Source organism: Sphingomonas benefaciens, from assembly GCF_052907485.1.
In genome coordinates, this window is sequence record NZ_JBREIC010000001.1 from 437,742 (window position 1) to 454,925 (window position 17,184).

General features: G+C 67.4%; 16 protein-coding genes. 5 read left to right on the forward strand and 11 right to left on the reverse strand.

Annotation, left to right across the window (positions count from 1 at the left end; translation table 11 throughout):
* Positions 1-13: 13 nt before the first annotated feature.
* From rapZ to ACU5AX_RS02105, 4 genes are read right to left on the reverse strand one after another with little or no spacing between them, the layout of a single operon-like run.
* Complete coding sequence (rapZ, locus tag ACU5AX_RS02090; RefSeq protein WP_446689468.1) at positions 14-928, reverse strand: RNase adapter RapZ; 915 nt, start codon at positions 926-928, stop codon at positions 14-16.
* A gap of 10 nt (positions 929-938) precedes the next feature.
* Entirely contained in the window at positions 939-1,373 is a 435-nt protein-coding gene (locus ACU5AX_RS02095) for an HPr kinase/phosphorylase (RefSeq protein ID WP_446689469.1), read from the reverse strand.
* 18 nt (positions 1,374-1,391) lie between these two features.
* Entirely contained in the window at positions 1,392-2,963 is a 1,572-nt protein-coding gene (locus ACU5AX_RS02100) for a sensor histidine kinase (RefSeq protein WP_446689470.1), read from the reverse strand.
* Positions 2,932-3,639, reverse strand: a complete 708-nt coding sequence (locus tag ACU5AX_RS02105) for a response regulator transcription factor (RefSeq protein ID WP_198353415.1) — start codon at positions 3,637-3,639, stop codon at positions 2,932-2,934. The genes ACU5AX_RS02100 and ACU5AX_RS02105 overlap by 32 nt, the downstream gene beginning before the upstream one ends.
* A gap of 201 nt (positions 3,640-3,840) precedes the next feature.
* Between ACU5AX_RS02105 and ACU5AX_RS02110 the strand changes: the two genes are divergently transcribed.
* Positions 3,841-5,448: a phosphoenolpyruvate carboxykinase gene (locus ACU5AX_RS02110; protein ID WP_446689471.1), complete on the forward strand. Its 1,608-nt coding sequence runs from the start codon at positions 3,841-3,843 to the stop codon at positions 5,446-5,448.
* 45 nt (positions 5,449-5,493) lie between these two features.
* Here the strand turns inward: ACU5AX_RS02110 and ACU5AX_RS02115 are convergent, their stop codons facing one another.
* The 3 genes from ACU5AX_RS02115 to ACU5AX_RS02125 are packed head-to-tail and all read right to left on the reverse strand — an operon-like array spanning position 5,494 to position 7,390.
* On the reverse strand, positions 5,494-5,913 hold the full coding sequence (locus ACU5AX_RS02115; RefSeq protein ID WP_198352953.1) for an acyl-CoA thioesterase: 420 nt from the start codon (positions 5,911-5,913) through the stop codon (positions 5,494-5,496).
* Positions 5,914-5,972: 59 nt separating this feature from the next.
* Positions 5,973-6,425 (reverse strand): NfeD family protein, encoded by a 453-nt coding sequence (locus tag ACU5AX_RS02120; protein WP_446689472.1) that lies wholly within the window; start codon positions 6,423-6,425, stop codon positions 5,973-5,975.
* Entirely contained in the window at positions 6,422-7,390 is a 969-nt protein-coding gene (locus ACU5AX_RS02125) for an SPFH domain-containing protein (protein WP_446689473.1), read from the reverse strand. Before ACU5AX_RS02125 ends, ACU5AX_RS02120 begins: the two co-directional genes overlap by 4 nt.
* An 85-nt stretch (positions 7,391-7,475) precedes the next feature.
* Between ACU5AX_RS02125 and ACU5AX_RS02130 the strand changes: the two genes are divergently transcribed.
* The 4 genes from ACU5AX_RS02130 to ACU5AX_RS02145 all read left to right on the forward strand — a co-directional run bounded on the left by ACU5AX_RS02130 (position 7,476) and on the right by ACU5AX_RS02145 (position 11,463).
* Entirely contained in the window at positions 7,476-8,228 is a 753-nt protein-coding gene (locus tag ACU5AX_RS02130; protein ID WP_446689474.1) for an ATP-grasp domain-containing protein, read from the forward strand.
* A 62-nt stretch (positions 8,229-8,290) separates the two neighbouring features.
* On the forward strand, positions 8,291-9,748 hold the full coding sequence (gene guaB / locus ACU5AX_RS02135) for an IMP dehydrogenase (RefSeq protein WP_198352949.1): 1,458 nt from the start codon (positions 8,291-8,293) through the stop codon (positions 9,746-9,748).
* A 10-nt stretch (positions 9,749-9,758) separates the two neighbouring features.
* The gene (locus tag ACU5AX_RS02140) at positions 9,759-10,931 is read left to right on the forward strand and encodes an RsmB/NOP family class I SAM-dependent RNA methyltransferase (protein ID WP_446689475.1); all 1,173 of its coding nucleotides are present in this window, start codon (positions 9,759-9,761) and stop codon (positions 10,929-10,931) included.
* Positions 10,932-10,962: 31 nt separating this feature from the next.
* Positions 10,963-11,463 (forward strand): tetratricopeptide repeat protein, encoded by a 501-nt coding sequence (locus ACU5AX_RS02145; RefSeq protein ID WP_446689476.1) that lies wholly within the window; start codon positions 10,963-10,965, stop codon positions 11,461-11,463.
* Positions 11,464-11,492: 29 nt separating this feature from the next.
* Here the strand turns inward: ACU5AX_RS02145 and rsmA are convergent, their stop codons facing one another.
* The 4 genes from rsmA to ACU5AX_RS02165 form a co-directional block, all read right to left on the reverse strand.
* Positions 11,493-12,317 (reverse strand): 16S rRNA (adenine(1518)-N(6)/adenine(1519)-N(6))-dimethyltransferase RsmA, encoded by an 825-nt coding sequence (gene rsmA / locus ACU5AX_RS02150; protein ID WP_446690444.1) that lies wholly within the window; start codon positions 12,315-12,317, stop codon positions 11,493-11,495.
* A 2-nt stretch (positions 12,318-12,319) separates the two neighbouring features.
* The gene (gene pdxA / locus ACU5AX_RS02155; RefSeq protein WP_446689477.1) at positions 12,320-13,333 is read right to left on the reverse strand and encodes a 4-hydroxythreonine-4-phosphate dehydrogenase PdxA; all 1,014 of its coding nucleotides are present in this window, start codon (positions 13,331-13,333) and stop codon (positions 12,320-12,322) included.
* A 1-nt stretch (position 13,334) separates the two neighbouring features.
* Positions 13,335-14,657 carry a peptidylprolyl isomerase gene (locus tag ACU5AX_RS02160; RefSeq protein ID WP_446690445.1) on the reverse strand — a complete coding sequence of 441 codons (1,323 nt, stop codon included), beginning with the start codon at positions 14,655-14,657 and terminating at the stop codon, positions 13,335-13,337.
* Between the two features lie 136 nt (positions 14,658-14,793).
* Positions 14,794-17,064, reverse strand: coding sequence for an LPS-assembly protein LptD (locus tag ACU5AX_RS02165; RefSeq protein WP_446689478.1), 2,271 nt, complete (start codon positions 17,062-17,064; stop codon positions 14,794-14,796).
* Positions 17,065-17,184 lie beyond the last annotated feature (120 nt).

Here is a 17,184-nt window from a genome sequence, read left to right on the forward strand (position 1 = left end):
TCAGACGTATTACTCATGCTGTGGCCGGCGGCCCCTCAAGCGAGTCCTGTGGCGCGGCGCCCAGGTCGCGATGCGCGATGGTGGGCGAAAAACCGTCTGCGCGCAACCGGCTTGCAAGTGTCGCGGCGACATGGACCGAGCGGTGTCTCCCTCCGGTACAGCCGATGGCGACCGTGACGTACGACTTGCCCTCGGCCCGGTAGCGCGGCAGCAGCAGCCGCAGCAGGCCGTGAATGCGGTCGACCGCCTCGGGATAGGCCGGGTCCGCGGCAACATAGGCGGCGACGTCGGCGTCGAGCCCGGTCCCCGGACGCAGCGCCGGCACCCAATGCGGATTGCGGAGGAAGCGCATGTCGAAAACCAGATCGGCGTTGCGGGGCAACCCGCGCGCGAAGCCGAACGAGAGGATCGACAGAACCGGCGCGTCGGTACCTGATCGCGCGAATGTCTCGCGAATTTGCTGCGCCAGGGCGTGCGAGGACAGGTTGGTGGTGTCGATCAGCCGGTTCGACCATTCCCGCAGCGGCGCCAGCAATTCCCGCTCGCGGGCGATGCCGTCGCTCGCCGGGCGATCTGGGGCGAGCGGGTGTCGCCGCCGGGTCTCGGAATAGCGCCGCTCGAGCTCACCCCCCGCGCAGTCGAGGAACAGCATGCCGATGTCGAGCCCGTGCTCGTCGCGCAGCACCCGGATTCGCTCGACGATCCGCTCGGGCGCAAAATCGCGGGTCCGCGATCCGATGCCGATCGCCAGCGGCTGCCCGGCGTCGCCCGCGCCTTCGGTCAGGGGCGATTCGAGCAGTCGGTTGAGCAGGGTGAGAGGCAGATTATCGACCACCTCCCAGCCGATATCCTCCAGCGTCTTCAGCACGGTCGACTTGCCCGCGCCCGACATGCCGGTGACGAGCAGGATATCCTTGCGGTCGCTCATCGGTCCGCCTTCATGCCGGTGTCGCCTCGGGCTGGCGCAGGGCCCATTCGATTTTGATCGGCGTGGACGGGAAGGCCGCATCGAAGGCCAGCTCGCGGACCGGCACCCCGGCGATGCGTCGCACGCGCCGCTCGGGCATGCGCACCGGCTCGTCGCCCAGCCGGACGATCAGCGCCACCGGCGCCTCCGCGACATTCGGCAGCGTCAGGATACCGACGCCGCGCACCTCGATCTGCCCACGGATCGTGTCCGGCGCGCGAGCGACCAGCATATCGCCGCGGCGCATCAGCACCGTATAATCGTCGCTGACCAGCGCCGCGCCTCGATCGATCAGGCGCAGGGCAAGGTCGGACTTGCCGACCCCCGAGGGCCCTTCCAGCACGACCGCGCGGCCGTCGATCGCGATCGTGGTCGCGTGCAAAGTTTCCGAGGAGAGCACCGCCATGGAGGGTATCGTTCGCCTTCAAATGCCTTCGGCGCACGGCAGTCGGACGACGAAGCGCGCGCCGCCCAGTCGATCCTCGCGCGATTCGACGGCGATCGTGCCCTGATGGCCTTCTACAATCGTTCGTGCAATGGCGAGGCCGAGGCCCGAGTGCTGGCCGAACGTCTCGCTCTCGGGCCGGATGGACTGGAAACGACGGAAGATCGCCTCGCGCGCTTCTTCGGGGACGCCGGGTCCCTCGTCCTCGACCTGCACGACCAGCATGTCGCCCTGTCGGCCGCCCCAGATCGCGACGATGCCGTCATCAGGCGAAAAGGACAGGGCATTGTCGATCAGATTGTCGAAGACCCGTTCCAAGCGCGCGCCTTCGCCCATCGTCACCATCGCACCGTCGCCGCGATCAAATACCAGCCGAATGTTGCGTTCGACGCCGCGGTCGTGACGTTGGGCGACCAGCGCCGTCAGCATCGCTGCGATGTCGACCGGCTCGAACTTGGCGCGACTGAGCTGCGCATCGAGGCGTGAGGCCTCGGAAATGTCGGTGATCAGCCGGTCGAGCCGGTGAACGTCATCGCGGACGATAGCCAGTAGACGGTCCTGCAGGTTCGGGTCCTTGACGTGGCCGAGGCCTTCGACGGCGGATCGCAGCGAGGCGAGGGGGTTCTTCAGCTCATGGGTGACATCGGCGGCAAACGCCTCGGTCGCGTCGATGCGGGCGCGCAGTGCCAGACTCATGTCGGACAGGGCGCGCGCCAGGCTGCCGATCTCGTCGCGCCGCGACGGCAGTCGCGGCACCACCACTTCGCGTGCCCGGCCGAGTCGCACCCGTACCGCCGCCCGCGCCAGCCGGCGCAGCGGCCGCACGATCGTCCGGGCCAGGAACAGCGACAGCAGTACCGACACCATCGTCACCGTGGCCAGTACCAGGCTGAGCCGGAACCGCTCGATCCGAACCGTCTGGGTGATGTCGCGTGCGTTGGTGGTGGTCATCACCACCTGTCCGCGTGGCAGCGGCGCAGCGGCGGTGATCACGGGCGTGCGGTCCGGCGCGCGCCAGACGGTGGTCGACACGACATTGCGAGCGGTCGCCGCGACGTCCGGCCATTGGCGCCCGTCCTTGCGTTCGCGGTAGAGCGGCGCGCGCGCCGCGCCGACGACGGTGTCGATGCCGGCGTCGAGAAAGCGCGCCACTGCCTGGTTCCAGGGCTGCTTGTCGGGATCGAGCAGCACGAAGTTGCGGACATCAAGGTCGCGTGTGTCGGCCACCGTATCGCCGTCGCCGTCGAACACTCGCACCCGGGCGCCGGTATCCTTCGCCAATCGCACCATCAGCGGATCGCGCTGCGCCGGCTCGACCATGGCCAGCGCTTCGGCAATCAGCTGTGCTTCGCGGCTCGCCTGTGCGACGCGACTGTCGACAATCCGGCTGCGGTAGGAGTCCAGATAGAAGAAGCCGCCAGCGAGCAGCAGCAGTGCCAGAATGTTGACCGCCAAGATGCGACGGGTGAGCGAAATGTCGCCCGACCAGCGAAGCGCGAGATCGCGACCTTCACCGCCCTCACTCTTCGGAGAATCGGTATCCGGCGCCATATAATGTCTCGATTGCGTCGAATTCCGGATCGACGCCGCGGAACTTGCGGCGCAGGCGCTTGATGTGGCTGTCGATGGTGCGGTCGTCGACATAGATGTCGTCGTGATAGGCCGCGTCCATCAGCTGGTTGCGCGTTTTGACGATGCCAGGGCGCTGTGCGAGCGTTTCGAGGATCAGGAATTCCGTAACGGTCAGGGTGACCGGCTCGCCGCCCCAGGTGGTGCGATGGCGCGCCGGGTCCATCGAAAGCCGGCCGCGCTCCAGCGGCGCCGCGGCACCCACCGGTTCTTGCCCGGCGGGAGTCGTGACGGCATCCGTGCGCCGGAGGATCGCGCGGATCCGGGCGATCAGCAGGCGCTGGCTGAACGGCTTGGCAATATAGTCGTCCGCGCCCATCGCCAGGCCCAGCGCCTCGTCCAGCTCATCGTCCTTGCTGGTTAGGAAAATCACCGGAATCTGGCTGCGTTCCCGCAACCGACGCAGCAGTTCCAGCCCGTCCATTCGCGGCATTTTGATGTCGAAGATCGCCAGATCCGGGGGATTGTCGGTCAGCGCCTTCAGCGCCGTCTCGCCATCCGAATAGACGCGCGTCAGGAACCCCTCCGCCTGCAACGCGATCGAGACCGAGGTCAGGATGTTGCGGTCGTCGTCGACCAGCGCGATCGTCGCCGTCATGCCAAGGGGGCCCTGCCGCTCATGATCGCCAGCGGTAGGCGAAAGCGTGGCCCGGCTCAACCACATCGCACATGACGTTACGGCAGCCATGGGTTTGACGACATCGCTTTTGCCGCCTAAGCGAGGGGCATAGCCGGCGCGGGTACTTTTCCTCCCCAGGACGCGCGCGTTGGCGGCTTTGTTGTGGGAGGATCTGTGTCTGTGAACGAGCGTATTCCGCATGCCGGCCTTGATCGCCAGGGGATCGAGACCCGGGCCGATCTTCATTGGAACATGGTCACCGCGCGACTGGTCGAGGCGGCGGTTGCCCGCAACGAAGGCAAGTTGAGCGCCGACGGGCCGCTGGTCGTCGAGACCGGCGCACATACCGGCCGGTCCGCCCAAGACAAGTTCATCGTCCGCGATAGCGAAACCGAGTCAACCGTCTGGTGGGGCAAGACCAACAAGGCGATGGCGCCCGAGGCCTTCGCCGCGCTCAAGGCCGACTTCCTCACCGCGCTGCGCGACAAGGAAAATCTGTTCGTTCAGGATCTCTACGGCGGTTCGCAGCCGGAACACCGCGTCCGCGTCCGGGTGATCAACGAACTCGCCTGGCACAATCTGTTCATCCGGACGATGTTGGTTCGCCCCGAGGAGCATGAGCTGAAGGGCTTCGAGCCCGAATACACGATCATCGACCTGCCCAGCTTCCGGGCCGATCCGGCGCGCCATGGCTGCCGCAGCGAGACGGTGATCGCGGTCAACTTCTCCGAGAAGCTGATCCTGATCGGCGGCACCCGCTATGCGGGCGAGATGAAGAAGTCGGTGTTCGGGATCCTCAACTATCTGTTGCCGACCAGCGGCGTGATGCCGATGCATTGTTCGGCCAATATGGGCGCGGACGGCTCTACCGCTGTGTTCTTCGGGCTGTCCGGGACCGGCAAGACCACGCTCTCGGCCGATCCGCAGCGGACGCTGATCGGTGACGACGAGCATGGCTGGTCGGACACCGCGGTCTTCAATTTCGAAGGCGGCTGCTATGCGAAGATGATCCGCCTCTCCCCGGAGGCAGAGCCGGAGATCTTTGCGACCACCAAGCGATTCGGCACCGTGCTCGAGAACGTGGTGATGGATCCGGTCACGCGCCAGCTCGACCTCGACGACAACAGCCTCGCGGAGAACAGCCGCGGCGCCTATCCGATCGACTTCATCCCCAATGCGTCGGACGAGAACATGGGCGGCGTGCCCAAGAACATCGTGATGCTGACCGCGGACGCCTACGGCATCCTGCCGCCGATCGCCAAGCTGACGCCCGACCAGGCGATGTACCATTTCCTGTCGGGCTATACGGCGCGCGTCGCCGGCACGGAGATCGGCGTTACCGAGCCGGACGCGACCTTCTCGACCTGTTTCGGCGCCCCGTTCATGCCGCGGCACCCGTCGGTCTACGGCAATCTGCTGAAGGAGCGGATTGCCAAGGGCGGGGTCGATTGCTGGCTGGTCAACACCGGCTGGACCGGCGGCCAATATGGCGTAGGCCACCGCATGCCGATCAAGGCGACGCGCGCGCTGTTCAACGCCGCCCTCGACGGCTCACTCAAGGACGCCGAGTTCCGCACCGATCCGAACTTCGGCTTCAAGGTGCCGGTCGCGGTGCCCGGCGTCGACGCGGCGATCCTCGACCCACGCGGCACCTGGACCGACAAGGCGGCCTATGACGCGGCCGCCGCCAAGCTGGTCGACCTGTTCGTCGAGAATTTCGCCCAGTTCGCTGAGCATGTCGACGATGGCGTGCGCCAGGCCGCACCGCGGACCACCGAAGCCGCCTGAAGCCTACCGCTGATCGTCACGCCGGCTCGACGGGCCGGGTGACGGTCAGCCGGCCGCGGCCGCGTCGGGATTGGTGAAGAAGCGATCGATCACCTCGCGCGCGAGGCGTGCGGGCCGCAGCGTTTCCGCATCGAGGCAGCACCAGCTCGACTTGACCTCGGCGAGCACGTCCTCGCCGCGGCGGATCACCGTCTCGTAGAAGGCCCGCGCGCCCTGAACCTTTTCGAGCAGCACCGTCGCGATGACGTCATCCCCCAGGAAGGTCGGCTTGCGATAGGTGATCTCATGTTTGAGCGCGACCCACAAATGGGTCGCCACCGCATCCGCCGGCGCAAGCTTTTGCCAATGGCTGACCACCGCCTCCTGCACCCATTTCAGGTAGCTGGCGTTGTTGACGTGACCCATGAAGTCGATGTCGGCGGGATCGACGCCGATCGGCACGTCGAAGGGGATGCTGTCGCTCACTGGTTCGTTATAGCAACGCAATCGCGGCTTGGCAGCGACAATCGGCCCGGCTGCCCCAATCAGTCGGCGATCCGCTCCACGATCACCACGCCGCCGTCCACCCGGGCGACGCGCAGCCGTTCACCTGCCGCCACAGCGACGCCACGCGCCGGCCAGCTCCCGTCGCCGATCCGGACCCGACCGCCGTCGCGATCGATCGCCGTCTCGGCCACGACGATCTGGCCGATGAGGCGCGCCGCACGATCGTTGAGCTGCGGATCGCTGGTCGCGACGGGATAGTCGCGGTACCATCGCCGCCCGATCAGCACCGACACGAAGCTCCACACCGCGAAGGCACCGATCTGCGCGGCGACCGGCAGGCCGGGCAGGGCGAACAGCGTCAGCCCGACCACCGCGGCGGCGACGGCGATGAACACCGCGAACACGCCGGGGATCAGCAGCTCCGCGATACCAAGCGCCAGGGCGACGATCAGCCACGCGCCTGCCGCCACGCCGATCGAGTCGAGGTTCACGGCTTGGGCAGCTCGAACGGCCCGCGGCGCGCCTCACCGGGCGCGGGGGAGGGCGTCGACTTGCCCAGCGCTTCCTTGGCGAGTTCGCCGATGCCGCCCAGCGTACCGATCAGATTGGTCGCCTCCACCGGGAACAGGATCGTCTTGGCATTGGGACTGGTGGCGAATTTACCGACCGCTTCGACATATTTCTGCGCGACGAAATAATTGATCGCCTGCGTCCCGCCGGTGGCGATCGCGTCGGACACGACCTGCGTCGCCTTGGCTTCGGCTTCGGCGGCGCGCTCGCGGGCCTCGGCGTCGCGATAGGCCGACTCGCGGCGACCCTCCGCCTCCAGAATGCGCGCCTGCTTCTGGCCCTCGGCACGCAGGATCTCCGACGCGCGCGTGCCCTCCGCCTCGAGGATGTTGGCGCGCTTCTCGCGTTCGGCCTTCATCTGGCGCCCCATCGCCGCGACGATATCGGCGGGGGGGCGGATGTCCTTGATCTCGACGCGGGTGATCTTCACGCCCCACGGCACCGTGGCATGATCGACCACGGACAGCAGCCGGGCGTTGATCTCGTCGCGCTTGGACAGCGTCTCGTCGAGGTCCATCGCGCCCATCACCGTGCGCAAATTGGTCGTCGTCAGCTGCAGCAGGGCGACATAAAGGTCCGACACCTCATAGGCCGCCTTGGGCGCGTCGAGCACTTGGAAGAAGACGACGCCGTCGGTCGAGACGATCGCATTGTCCTTGGTGATGATCTCCTGCCCCGGGATGTCGATCACCTGCTCCATCATGTTCACCTTGCGGCCGACACGATAGAAGAACGCCGGATAGAAGTTGAAGCCGGGGCTGGCGGTGCCGGTGTACCGGCCGAAATGCTCGATCGTGTACTGATAGCCCTGCCGCACGATCTTGATGCTGCTCATCAGGTAGAACAAGACCAGCGCCAAAGCGAACGCTGCGATGGTAATCCCCATGTCGGCCCTCCCGGGCGAGCCGACTCCGCGTCGGTGCCCCACACCGCTATAGCACTGCTCGCCGTCGCATCGTAAGCGTATCGACGTGATCAGGCGCATTCTCTTCGGCAATCATGCGACGCAGATGCCGGCGATCGCGCAGTATCTTGACCATCAGCGCTATGAGGCGAGCTTCGCACCCTTCGACGCGGTCGATCTGACTCGCTTCGACCTGGTCGTGCCGCTGCGCGTCGAACAGATCGCATCGGCGCGTCCCGCCGCGGCGCTTGGCCGGGCCACGCTGCCGGATGCGGATCTGGTCGCGCTGTGCGACGACAAGCTGGCCTTCAATCGCTGGCTGATCGGTAACGGCTTTGGCGACGCCGTTCCCGAGTTGCTCGGGCCGTCCCCGGACGTCTTTCCTTATATCCGCAAGACGCGGCAGGGCGATTTCGGCTTCGGCTGCCAAATGATTCAGGGTCCCGGCGAAGATGACGGCGCCGACACGCCCGACGTCTTCCGCCAGAGAGCAATCGTCGGGGCCGACGAATATGTCCTGCACCTGCTGCGGGTCGGCGGCCGAGTCCGCTTTCAGGTCGCCTATCGATACGACATGGGACAGCCGCTCGGTGTCCGCGGCCACGCCGATCGTCCGTCGGCGATCATGCCGACCGATCCGGGGCCGGTGCTCGACCGGTGCATCGCCATTCTCGATGCGCTCGGCTTCGAGGGAACCTGCTGCTTCAACTACAAGCTGGAGGAGGGGGCGTTGCGCATCCTCGAACTCAACCCGCGCTTCGGCGGCTCGCTGGTCGGCGTGGTCACCGACTATGTCGCGGCGCATTTGGCCGCCCTCTAGCTAAACCGGCGAACCGCGGTTACATGGCCCGCCACTTCTCCCCATCAGCGAGGAACGGCACCTTGGATATCCGGCTCGGGCTCACCTTCGACGACGTCCTGCTCGTCCCGCAGGAGTCGGACATTCTGCCGAGTAGCGCCGACACCCGGACACAGCTGACCCGCGGCATCGCGCTCAACATCCCGATCCTGTCCTCCGCGATGGACACGGTGACGGAGGCCGACATGGCGATCGTCATGGCGCAGTTGGGCGGCATGGGGGTGCTGCACCGTAACCTGACCGTCGAGGAACAGGTCGCCGCGGTGCGGCAGGTCAAGCGGTTCGAATCGGGCATGGTGGTCAACCCGATCACCATCGCGCCGACCGCGACCCTGGCCGAGGCGCAGGCGCTGATGGCCAGCCACCGGATCAGTGGCATCCCGGTCGTCGAGGCGGACGGCAAGCTGGTCGGCATTCTGACCAATCGCGACGTGCGCTTCGCCGGCAACCCCAAGCAGCCGGTCGCCGAACTGATGACGCGTGACAATCTCGCTACCGTCTCCACCGACGTCGGCCAGGAGGAAGCGCGCCGCCTGCTCCACCAACGCCGGATCGAAAAGCTGCTCGTGGTCGACCAGGCTTATCGCTGCGTCGGCCTGATCACCGTTAAGGACATCGAAAAGGCGGTTACCTATCCCGATGCGACCAAGGACGCCGCCGGTCGCCTGCGCGTCGCCGCCGCCACCACCGTTGGCGACAAGGGGTTCGAGCGGACCGAGGCGCTGGTCGACGCGGAATGCGACCTGATCGTCATCGATACCGCCCATGGCCACAATCGCGACGTCGCTCGCGCGGTCGAACGGGTGAAGGCGCTGAGCAATTCGGTTCAGGTCGTCGCCGGCAATGTTGCCACGGCCGCGGCGACGCGCGCCCTAGTCGATGCCGGCGCAGACGGCATCAAGATCGGCATCGGCCCGGGCTCGATCTGCACCACGCGCGTCGTCGCCGGCGTCGGCGTGCCGCAGCTGACCGCGGTGATGGATTGCGCCGAAGAAGCCGCCAAGTCGGGCGTGCCGGTGATCGCCGACGGCGGCCTGCGCACCTCGGGCGATCTCGCCAAGGCGCTCGCCGCCGGTGCGTCGACCTGCATGGTCGGCTCGCTGCTCGCCGGCACCGAGGAGGCGCCGGGCGAGACCTTCCTATACCAGGGGCGGGCCTATAAGTCGTATCGTGGCATGGGCTCGGTCGGGGCGATGGGCCGCGGCTCGGCCGACCGCTACTTCCAAGGCGACATCAAGGACCAGATGAAGCTGGTGCCGGAGGGCATTGAGGGCCAGGTCGCCTACAAGGGGCCGGCGCGCGACGTGATCCACCAGCTGGTCGGCGGCATCAAGGCGGCGATGGGCTATACTGGATCCGCGACGATCGCCGAGTTGAAGAACCGCGCGCAATTCGTGCAGATCACCGGCGCGGGCCTCAAGGAAAGCCACGTCCACGACGTAACGATCACGCGCGAGGCGCCGAACTACCCGACCCGATGAGCGAGGAGCGATGACGCCGGCGGCACGAACCCAGGCCGCGATCGACATCCTCGACGAGGTCATTGCCGCCGCGCGCGGCGGTGGCGCGGCGGCGGACGTGCTCGTCGCGCGTTACTTCGCGACGCGGCGCTATGCGGGATCGAAGGACCGGCGCGCCGTGCGCGACCTTGTCTATGCCGCCATCCGCCGTGCCGGGGAAGTGCCCGTGACCGGCCGGGCCGCGCTGGTCGGGCTTGCGCGTGAGGACGACGGGGTGGCGGCGACCTTCGACGGTTCCGCCCATGGTCCCGCCCCGATCGATCAAACCGAAGCCGCTGCCGGGGCGGGGGCGATGCCGGACTGGCTTTCCAATGCCCTATTGGCCTCCGGCCTCGCCGTCGCGGATCAGGCCGCGCTGGTGGCGCGCGCGCCGCTCGACATCCGCATCAACCGCCTGCGCGCCGATCCCGCCGCCCTTGCAACCGAGCTGGGCGGCGAACCGATCGCTGGTCTGCCCGACGCCCTGCGCCTCCCTGCAGGCACCAATGTCGAGCCGCTCGCCGGTTTGGTCGAGGTGCAGGACGCCGGCAGCCAGATTGTCACGCTCGCCGCGCGCGCCAAGCCCGGCCAACACATCGTCGACCTGTGCGCTGGCGGTGGCGGGAAGACGCTCGCGCTGGCTGCGGCCATGGACAATCGCGGAACCCTGCTCGCCACCGATATCGACCGGCCGCGCCTGTCGCGCCTGCCACCGCGGGCCGCCCGCGCCGGCGTGACGATCGTCGAACCGCGCCTGCTCGACGGCGGCCGCGAGGCGGCGGCGCTCGCGGATTGGGAGGAATATGCGGACACGGTGCTGATCGACGCACCCTGTTCCGGCACCGGCACCTGGCGTCGCAATCCGGAGGCGCGCTGGCGGCTGACGCCGGCACGGCTGGAGCGGTTTACGGCGCAGCAGCGCCATGTGCTGGCGCTCGGCGCCCCGCTCGTGCGACCTGGCGGTGCGTTGGTCTACATCGTCTGCTCCCTGCTCGATGCGGAAGGGGCGGAGCAGATCGACCGCTTCCTCGCCGATCGTCCCGGCTGGACCGCCGAGCCGCTGACGCTGCCCGCCGGTCGGCCGCGCGGAAGGGGATTACGACTCGACCCCGCGCATGACGGCACCGATGGGTTTTTTGTCGCGCGGCTGGCGCGGCCCTGCTAGCTTGAGCTTCGTGCCCTCGTCGGAGACCTTCATGCGCGTCACGTCCGTCGCCATCGCCGCCGCATTGACCCTGGTGTGCGTATCGACGTCCCTCAACGGCCAGCGTCCCGACGATCAGGTCGACGCCCGCTCGCTCCAGCTGCTCGCCCAGGGCAAGGCGGCCAAGGCCGCGGGCAACCTCGATGGTGCGACCGACCTGCTCGAAACCGCACTTGCGGTGGACCCGCGCAACCGCGAGGCGTTCGTCGTGCTGGCCGAGACCGCCGACGCGCGTGGCCTACCCGGCAAGGCGATCCGTCTCTACCGCGAGGCGCTGTCGCTCGAACCGAATGACGTTTCGGCGCTGCAGGGGCAGGGCGAGGCGCTGGTTGCCAAGGGCGCGGTGACGTTGGCCAAGGCCAATCTCGCCAAGATCCGCACGCTCTGCAAGACGTCCTGCCCGCAGGCGACGCAGCTCGCCGCCGTGATCGCCAAGGGACCGCCGATTACCACCGCCAGTGCCCAAACGAAGACGGCGACGGCGAAGGAATAGGCTTTACGCCGACACGGCGATTGGCGGTCTCACAGGGCACGGGCGATCGCCACGAAATCCTCGACGGTCAGCGTCTCGGCGCGGCGTGCCACATCGATCCCCGCCGCCTCGGCCGCCTCGATCGCGCCCGGCACGCCCTTCAGGCTCTGCCGCAGCATCTTGCGTCGCTGACCGAATGCCGCGGCGGTGACCCGCTCCAGCGTCGCGACCTCGACACCCGCCGGCGGCTCTGCGGGGGTGATGTGGACGACGGCAGACATCACCTTGGGCGGCGGCGTGAAGGCCGACCGGTGGACCGGCATGGCGATCCGCGCGTGACTGCGCCACTGGGCGAGCACGGCTAGGCGGCCATAAGCGTCGGAGTTCGGCGTAGCGACGATCCGCTCCGCGACCTCTTTCTGGAACATCAGCGTCAGCGATTGCCACCACGGCTGCCAAGGGCCGGTCAGCCAACCGACCAGCAGGGCCGTGCCGACGTTATAGGGCAGGTTGGAGACGATATGCGGCCGACCAGTGAAGAGCGACGGCGCGTCGATCGCCAGCGCATCGCCCTCGATCAGCCGTAGCCGCCCCGGATAGGCCGCGCCAAGTTCCTCCAGCGCGGGGATGCAGCGCCGATCGCGCTCGATCGCCGTGACCTGCGCACCGGCGGCGAGGAGCGCGCGGGTCAGGCCGCCGGGACCGGGCCCGACCTCCAGCACCTCGGCACCGCCGAGATCGTCGGGCACCGCGGCGATGCGCGCCAGTAATTGGCCATCGAACAGGAAATTCTGCCCCAGCGCCTTGCTCGCCGACAAACCATAGCGGGCGATCACCTCGCGCAGCGGCGGCAATGGGCCGCCGACCGGAACGATGCTCACGAAACCAGCGCGTCGGTACGCGCCTGCCGCTCCGCCATCTGCCCCGCCATGGCGATCGCCGCGATCATCGCACCGGGATGCGCGGTGTCGCGCCCGGCGAGGCCGAACGCCGTGCCGTGATCGGGCGAGGTGCGGACGATCGGCAGCCCCAGCGTGACATTGACGCCTTCGTCGAAGTGCAGCGTCTTGATCGGCACCAGCGCCTGATCGTGATAACCGCACATCACCGCGTCATAGCCGCTGCGGGCGCGGGCGTGGAACATCGTGTCCGCTGCGTAAGGGCCGGTTGCGGCAATCCCTTCGCGTTGCAGTTCGGCGATGGCGGGGGCGATCGTGTCGATCTCTTCCCGGCCGATCGCGCCGCTTTCGCCGGCATGCGGGTTGAGCCCGGCAAAGGCGAGGCGCGGCGCCTTGATCCCGAACCGCTCGATCAGCCCTTGCGCCGTGACCCGCGCCTTGGCCAGGATCAGGTTCACGGTCAGCGCGCGCGGCACGTCGGCGAAGGGGATGTGCGTGGTGATCGGCACGACGCGCAACGAGGGCCCCGCGAGCATCATCACCGCATCCTCGCCAGCGATACCGCAGCGTTCCGCGACGAATTCGGTTTGGCCGGGATGGTTGAAGCCGATGCCGTAGAGCTGCGCCTTCGACACCGGGCCAGTGACCAAGGCCCGGGTCGCCCCCGAGCGGGTCAGTGCCGTGGCCTGTTCGAGCGCCTGCAGTGCGCAGCGGGCGCCCGCTTCATCAGGCAATCCGGGTGTCACATCGCCTGCCTCGCAGACACTCAACACCGGCAATGCCCGATCGAATGTCGCTACAGCCTCGTCGAGATCGGCGACCGGCGCGACCGGCCCTTGCCAGACGCGGGCGAAAGCGCGTGGGTCGCCGATCGCCACGAACGGCGGCAGGCTGCGCAGTGCCCGGACGGCCCAGCTCTTGGCGATGATCTCCGGTCCGATCCCGGCGGGATCACCCATCGAAACGGCCAGCGGCGCCAGGGCCTTGCTCATGTCAGCGATACTCGATCACCGCATCGCGGCGGAGGTCGCGCAATTTGCTCTGCGCGCGCAGATTGACACGCTGCTGCTCGAGCTGACCCTGGATCTGATTGGCGCTCGGCTCCGCACCTTGCTGCGGGTCGTCGCGGCCGCAGATCACCAGCGAGCGCACGCCTTCCTCGGGCGAGCCGAACGGCGGTGTCGCCTGACCGACCTTAAGACTGAGCAGGATCTGTTGCAGGCGCGGGTCGGGGACGCTGCGCACCGGCACGGAATCGTTGTCGACGACTTCGGCGCCGACGCTCTGCGCCACCTTCTCGACGCTGCCGCAGCCCTGGATCGACTCCAGCGCCTTGGCGAACACGCCGGCCCGCGCCTGCGCCTGCGCCATCGTCGTGTTCGGCGGAAACTTGATCGTCAGCTGCTTCAGGCTGAGCCGCGCGTCACGCGGATCGGCGGCGCCGATCGTCCGCTTGTCGGTCAGATAGAGGATCGAGAAGCCGCCCGGCGTCGGGATAGGTCCAGCCACCTGACCGACCTGCATCGACTGTGCTGCCTCGGCCAGCGGCTGGGGCAGGGTGGCGAGACGGATCCAGCCGAGATCGCCGCCGACCGACTTGGTCGAGGCTTCGGAATAGCTGCGCGCATAGAATTCGAAGGGCTGCTGCCCCTTCTGCAATTCCTGGATAATCTGGCGGGCGTTGGCGGCGACCTGTTCGCGGTTACCGTCGTTGGCGCTCAGGTAGATTTCGTGGAGGTTGAATTCTTCCGTGCCTTTGGCGGCCTGGATCCGATCGATGATCGCCTTCACCTCTTCGTCGCCGACATTGACGAAGGGTTCCACGTTGCGCCGAAGGTAACGGTTCCAGGCGAGTTCGCCCTCGATCGCCTGACGCAGCGAGCGCTCCGAGGTGCCGGCTTTGCGCAGCGTCACGCGAAATTGTTCGGGTGTCTGGCCCGCGCGCTTGGCGACGCCCGCGACCGATTGATCGATCTCCGCGGGGGTGATGGTGATCTTGTTGGCCTTGGCTTCCTGCACCTCCAGCGTTTCATCGATCAGCTGGCGCAGGATCTGCAGCTTGATCTGATCCAGCTGATCCGCAGGCGGCTTGGCACCACCATTGGTCAGCAGCGTCAGCGCCAGCCGCTGATCGACGTCGGTCTGCGTGATCACCGTGTCGTTGACGACAGCGGTCGGCTTACGGATGTTCGGATCGAGCTTGCCGAAGATCTGCAGATTTTGCGGAATGTCGAGGTTGGTTTCCGGCACGCTCTGATCCGCGACGGTCTGCGCCACCGCGCCACCGGCGGTCGCCGCCAGCAAAGCCCAGCCCATGGCGCGGCCCAGACGGGCGATCGGTCGAACGGCGGTCGGTCGAAATGCGTGCGTCACGTCGTATCGTGTTCCCAAAATTGCGGCGCGGCGAGCGCGCAGTCAGCGTGCTGATGCCCCCGATCGGCTGAATGCCGGCTTAGCGACCGATGTTGGTCAACGCCAGCGTCAACAGGAAGGCGTTGCCGCCGCGGGCGTCACCCGTATCCTGATAGGTCCGCCGCCAGGTCACGCCGAGGCGGAGGCAATCGTCCTCATATTGCACGCCGAGCCGGTGGCGGACGGGCGAAAATCCGTCCGACAGCGAGAGCGGGTCTTCCGCCTTGTCGGTGAGGTCGATAACGGTCGAGCCGAACGCCGACCAGAAGCGCGAGAATTGCATGCGACCGCCGACCCGCAGTTCCTCGCGATCCTGCAAATCCTCGATGCTTGGAAAGATGTTGCGGTTGAGGCGCAAATAGCCGACCAGCAGATAGGTGCTGCGCGACCCGACGGTGGCGTCCACCTCGTTGCGGCGGACGGCGAAATCGCCCTTGTCGAGCCGATAGCGGTGGGTGATCGACACGAAGTCGTGGACGCGCAACTCGGTACGCCCGACGATGTCGGAGAAGCGGTCAGACAGGCCGGTGCCCTGCGGCAGGATCGTCGGCCGCTCCGACAGGCGATAGCTCTGCCCGATCACTGCGTTGAAGCTGACGCCGGGCAGGTCGACCGCCCATTCCGCGCCATAGGTCGCCCGGCTCGAATCCTCGAACCGGTCGTAGCCGGCGAAGCGGTTGAGCGCGAACAGGTTCGAATCCTCGAGATCGACCGAGCGTGCATCCTCGTTGGGAACTTCGAGATTGGCGATCTTGGGCGAGGCGACGATCTGCAACCGCGGCGTCAAACGCTGCGTACCGCCCATGAAATCGCCGACGAACGGCCATTTCACGTCGACCGCCAACGCCCCGATCGCGCGGCCGCGAAAGCCCTCCAGCCCCCGGTAGCTGGCCACCGCGGTACTGTCGACGTTCTGCGTATTGTAGACATCGGCGCGGGCGTAAGCGGTGAGAGTCACCTCCTGGCCCCAATTGGTCAGGCGGCGCAGGTCCCATTGCCCGGCTACGAAGGCGCGCTGCGTGTCCTGGCCCTCCGGCCGGGTCAGCGCCAGCGTATTGCCCTGGAGCTGTAGCTTGCCGCCGAACAGATCGAAGCGCTGCCGATAATCGATCTCGGGCAGCGCGATCGGCTGCGTGCCCTGTCGATCGTTCACGCGTAGCGTCTGCACATACCAGCCGGTGATCGCGAAATAGCTGTCCGCGTCGATATGCTCCAGGCTGGCGGTAGTGCGCAGCCGATCGTCGCGGGAAATCTCGTAGCGGCGCAAGAACGTGCGGTCAGTGGTCACGCGCAGCGATCCGCTCGCCGTCCAGTCGGGGCTCAGCTGATAGCGGGCGACGCCGTCGAGATAGCCGCGGAAGGCGCGCGTCGTGTCGGTGATGTTCACCGTCGTCAGATCGTCGCTGCGCCGGCTCTCCGTCGCATAGCCGGTCAGGCGGAATGCCCCCGTCTGGCCGAGCGCGTCATATTGCGCCTGCATCATCGGCAGCTCGCCGGAGAAGAGATGCGGCGTCAGCGTCAACCCCTTGTTGGGGGCGAGCTTGAAGAAATAGGGGACGACCAGCTCCAGTCCGTTCGACTGGTTGACCTGGACGTCGGGCATCAGCAGCCCGCTTTCGGACCCGCCGCCGACCGGCGTGGAGAAGCGCGGCAGCGGCAGCGCGGGCAGGCCGAACAGGTGGAACGAGCCGCCGCCGTAATAGAGGCGCTCGCGATCCGGTCGATAGGTGATGCGGACCGCCGTGATCTTCCACGACGGCTCCTTCGAACAGCCCGCCGAGGTTTCCACCGCGCAGGGCGTATAGGCGGCACTGTCCAGCTCGACGACGCCGTTCGCATCGCGCGTCCCGCGCTGCGCCGCGAGGCGGCCGCCGCGATTGAGCACGATCAGCATGTTGTCGACCACGCCGTCCTTGAGCGAATCGGTCAGCTCGATCGAATCGCCATAAGCGGTGTCGCCCTGTGGATTGGTGACGGCGATATTGCCGTTCGCCACGACCTTGCCGGTCTTGCGGTTCCACACGACCCGATCCGCGCGCAGGCGTTCCGTCTCACGGTACATGCGCACCTCGCCGACCGCCGTGACGACGTCGGCATCGCTGTCATATTCCAGCCGGTCGGCGCTGAAGCGGATCTGATCCTGCGCCGGCATCGCCGTCGGGTCCTGTGGGGCAGGGGAGGCTACGGCGAGCGCGGAATCGCTGCTCGGCGCCGGCGCCACCGGGCGCGCCCCGAGGTCCTGCGCCGCCGCGGGCCCGGCCAGGATTGCGAGCGGCAGGACGCAGCCGGCCAGAAGGTGGAGACGCAACACGACGATTCGAACTCACCCCTTTGGCGACCCCGGCACCGCCCTGATCGATGCCGCATGACCGCCGCCTATCGCATCACCCGCGCGACGCTGCAATCGTTGTGCTTGGCGTCGCCGAGTCCT

Excerpts from the sequence above, each read along its gene's own strand:
- rapZ (WP_446689468.1), bottom strand. The coding sequence starts at position 928 with ATGAGCGACCGCAAGGATATCCTGCTCGTCACCGGCATGTCGGGCGCG.
- ACU5AX_RS02095 (WP_446689469.1), bottom strand. The coding sequence starts at position 1,373 with ATGGCGGTGCTCTCCTCGGAAACTTTGCACGCGACCACGATCGCGATC.
- ACU5AX_RS02100 (WP_446689470.1), bottom strand. The coding sequence starts at position 2,963 with ATGGCGCCGGATACCGATTCTCCGAAGAGTGAGGGCGGTGAAGGTCGC.
- ACU5AX_RS02105 (WP_198353415.1), bottom strand. The coding sequence starts at position 3,639 with ATGACGGCGACGATCGCGCTGGTCGACGACGACCGCAACATCCTGACC.
- ACU5AX_RS02125 (WP_446689473.1), bottom strand. The coding sequence starts at position 7,390 with ATGGGGATTACCATCGCAGCGTTCGCTTTGGCGCTGGTCTTGTTCTAC.
- ACU5AX_RS02140 (WP_446689475.1), top strand. The coding sequence starts at position 9,759 with ATGACGCCGGCGGCACGAACCCAGGCCGCGATCGACATCCTCGACGAG.
- ACU5AX_RS02145 (WP_446689476.1), top strand. The coding sequence starts at position 10,963 with ATGCGCGTCACGTCCGTCGCCATCGCCGCCGCATTGACCCTGGTGTGC.
- pdxA (WP_446689477.1), bottom strand. The coding sequence starts at position 13,333 with ATGAGCAAGGCCCTGGCGCCGCTGGCCGTTTCGATGGGTGATCCCGCC.
- ACU5AX_RS02160 (WP_446690445.1), bottom strand. The coding sequence starts at position 14,657 with ATGGGCTGGGCTTTGCTGGCGGCGACCGCCGGTGGCGCGGTGGCGCAG.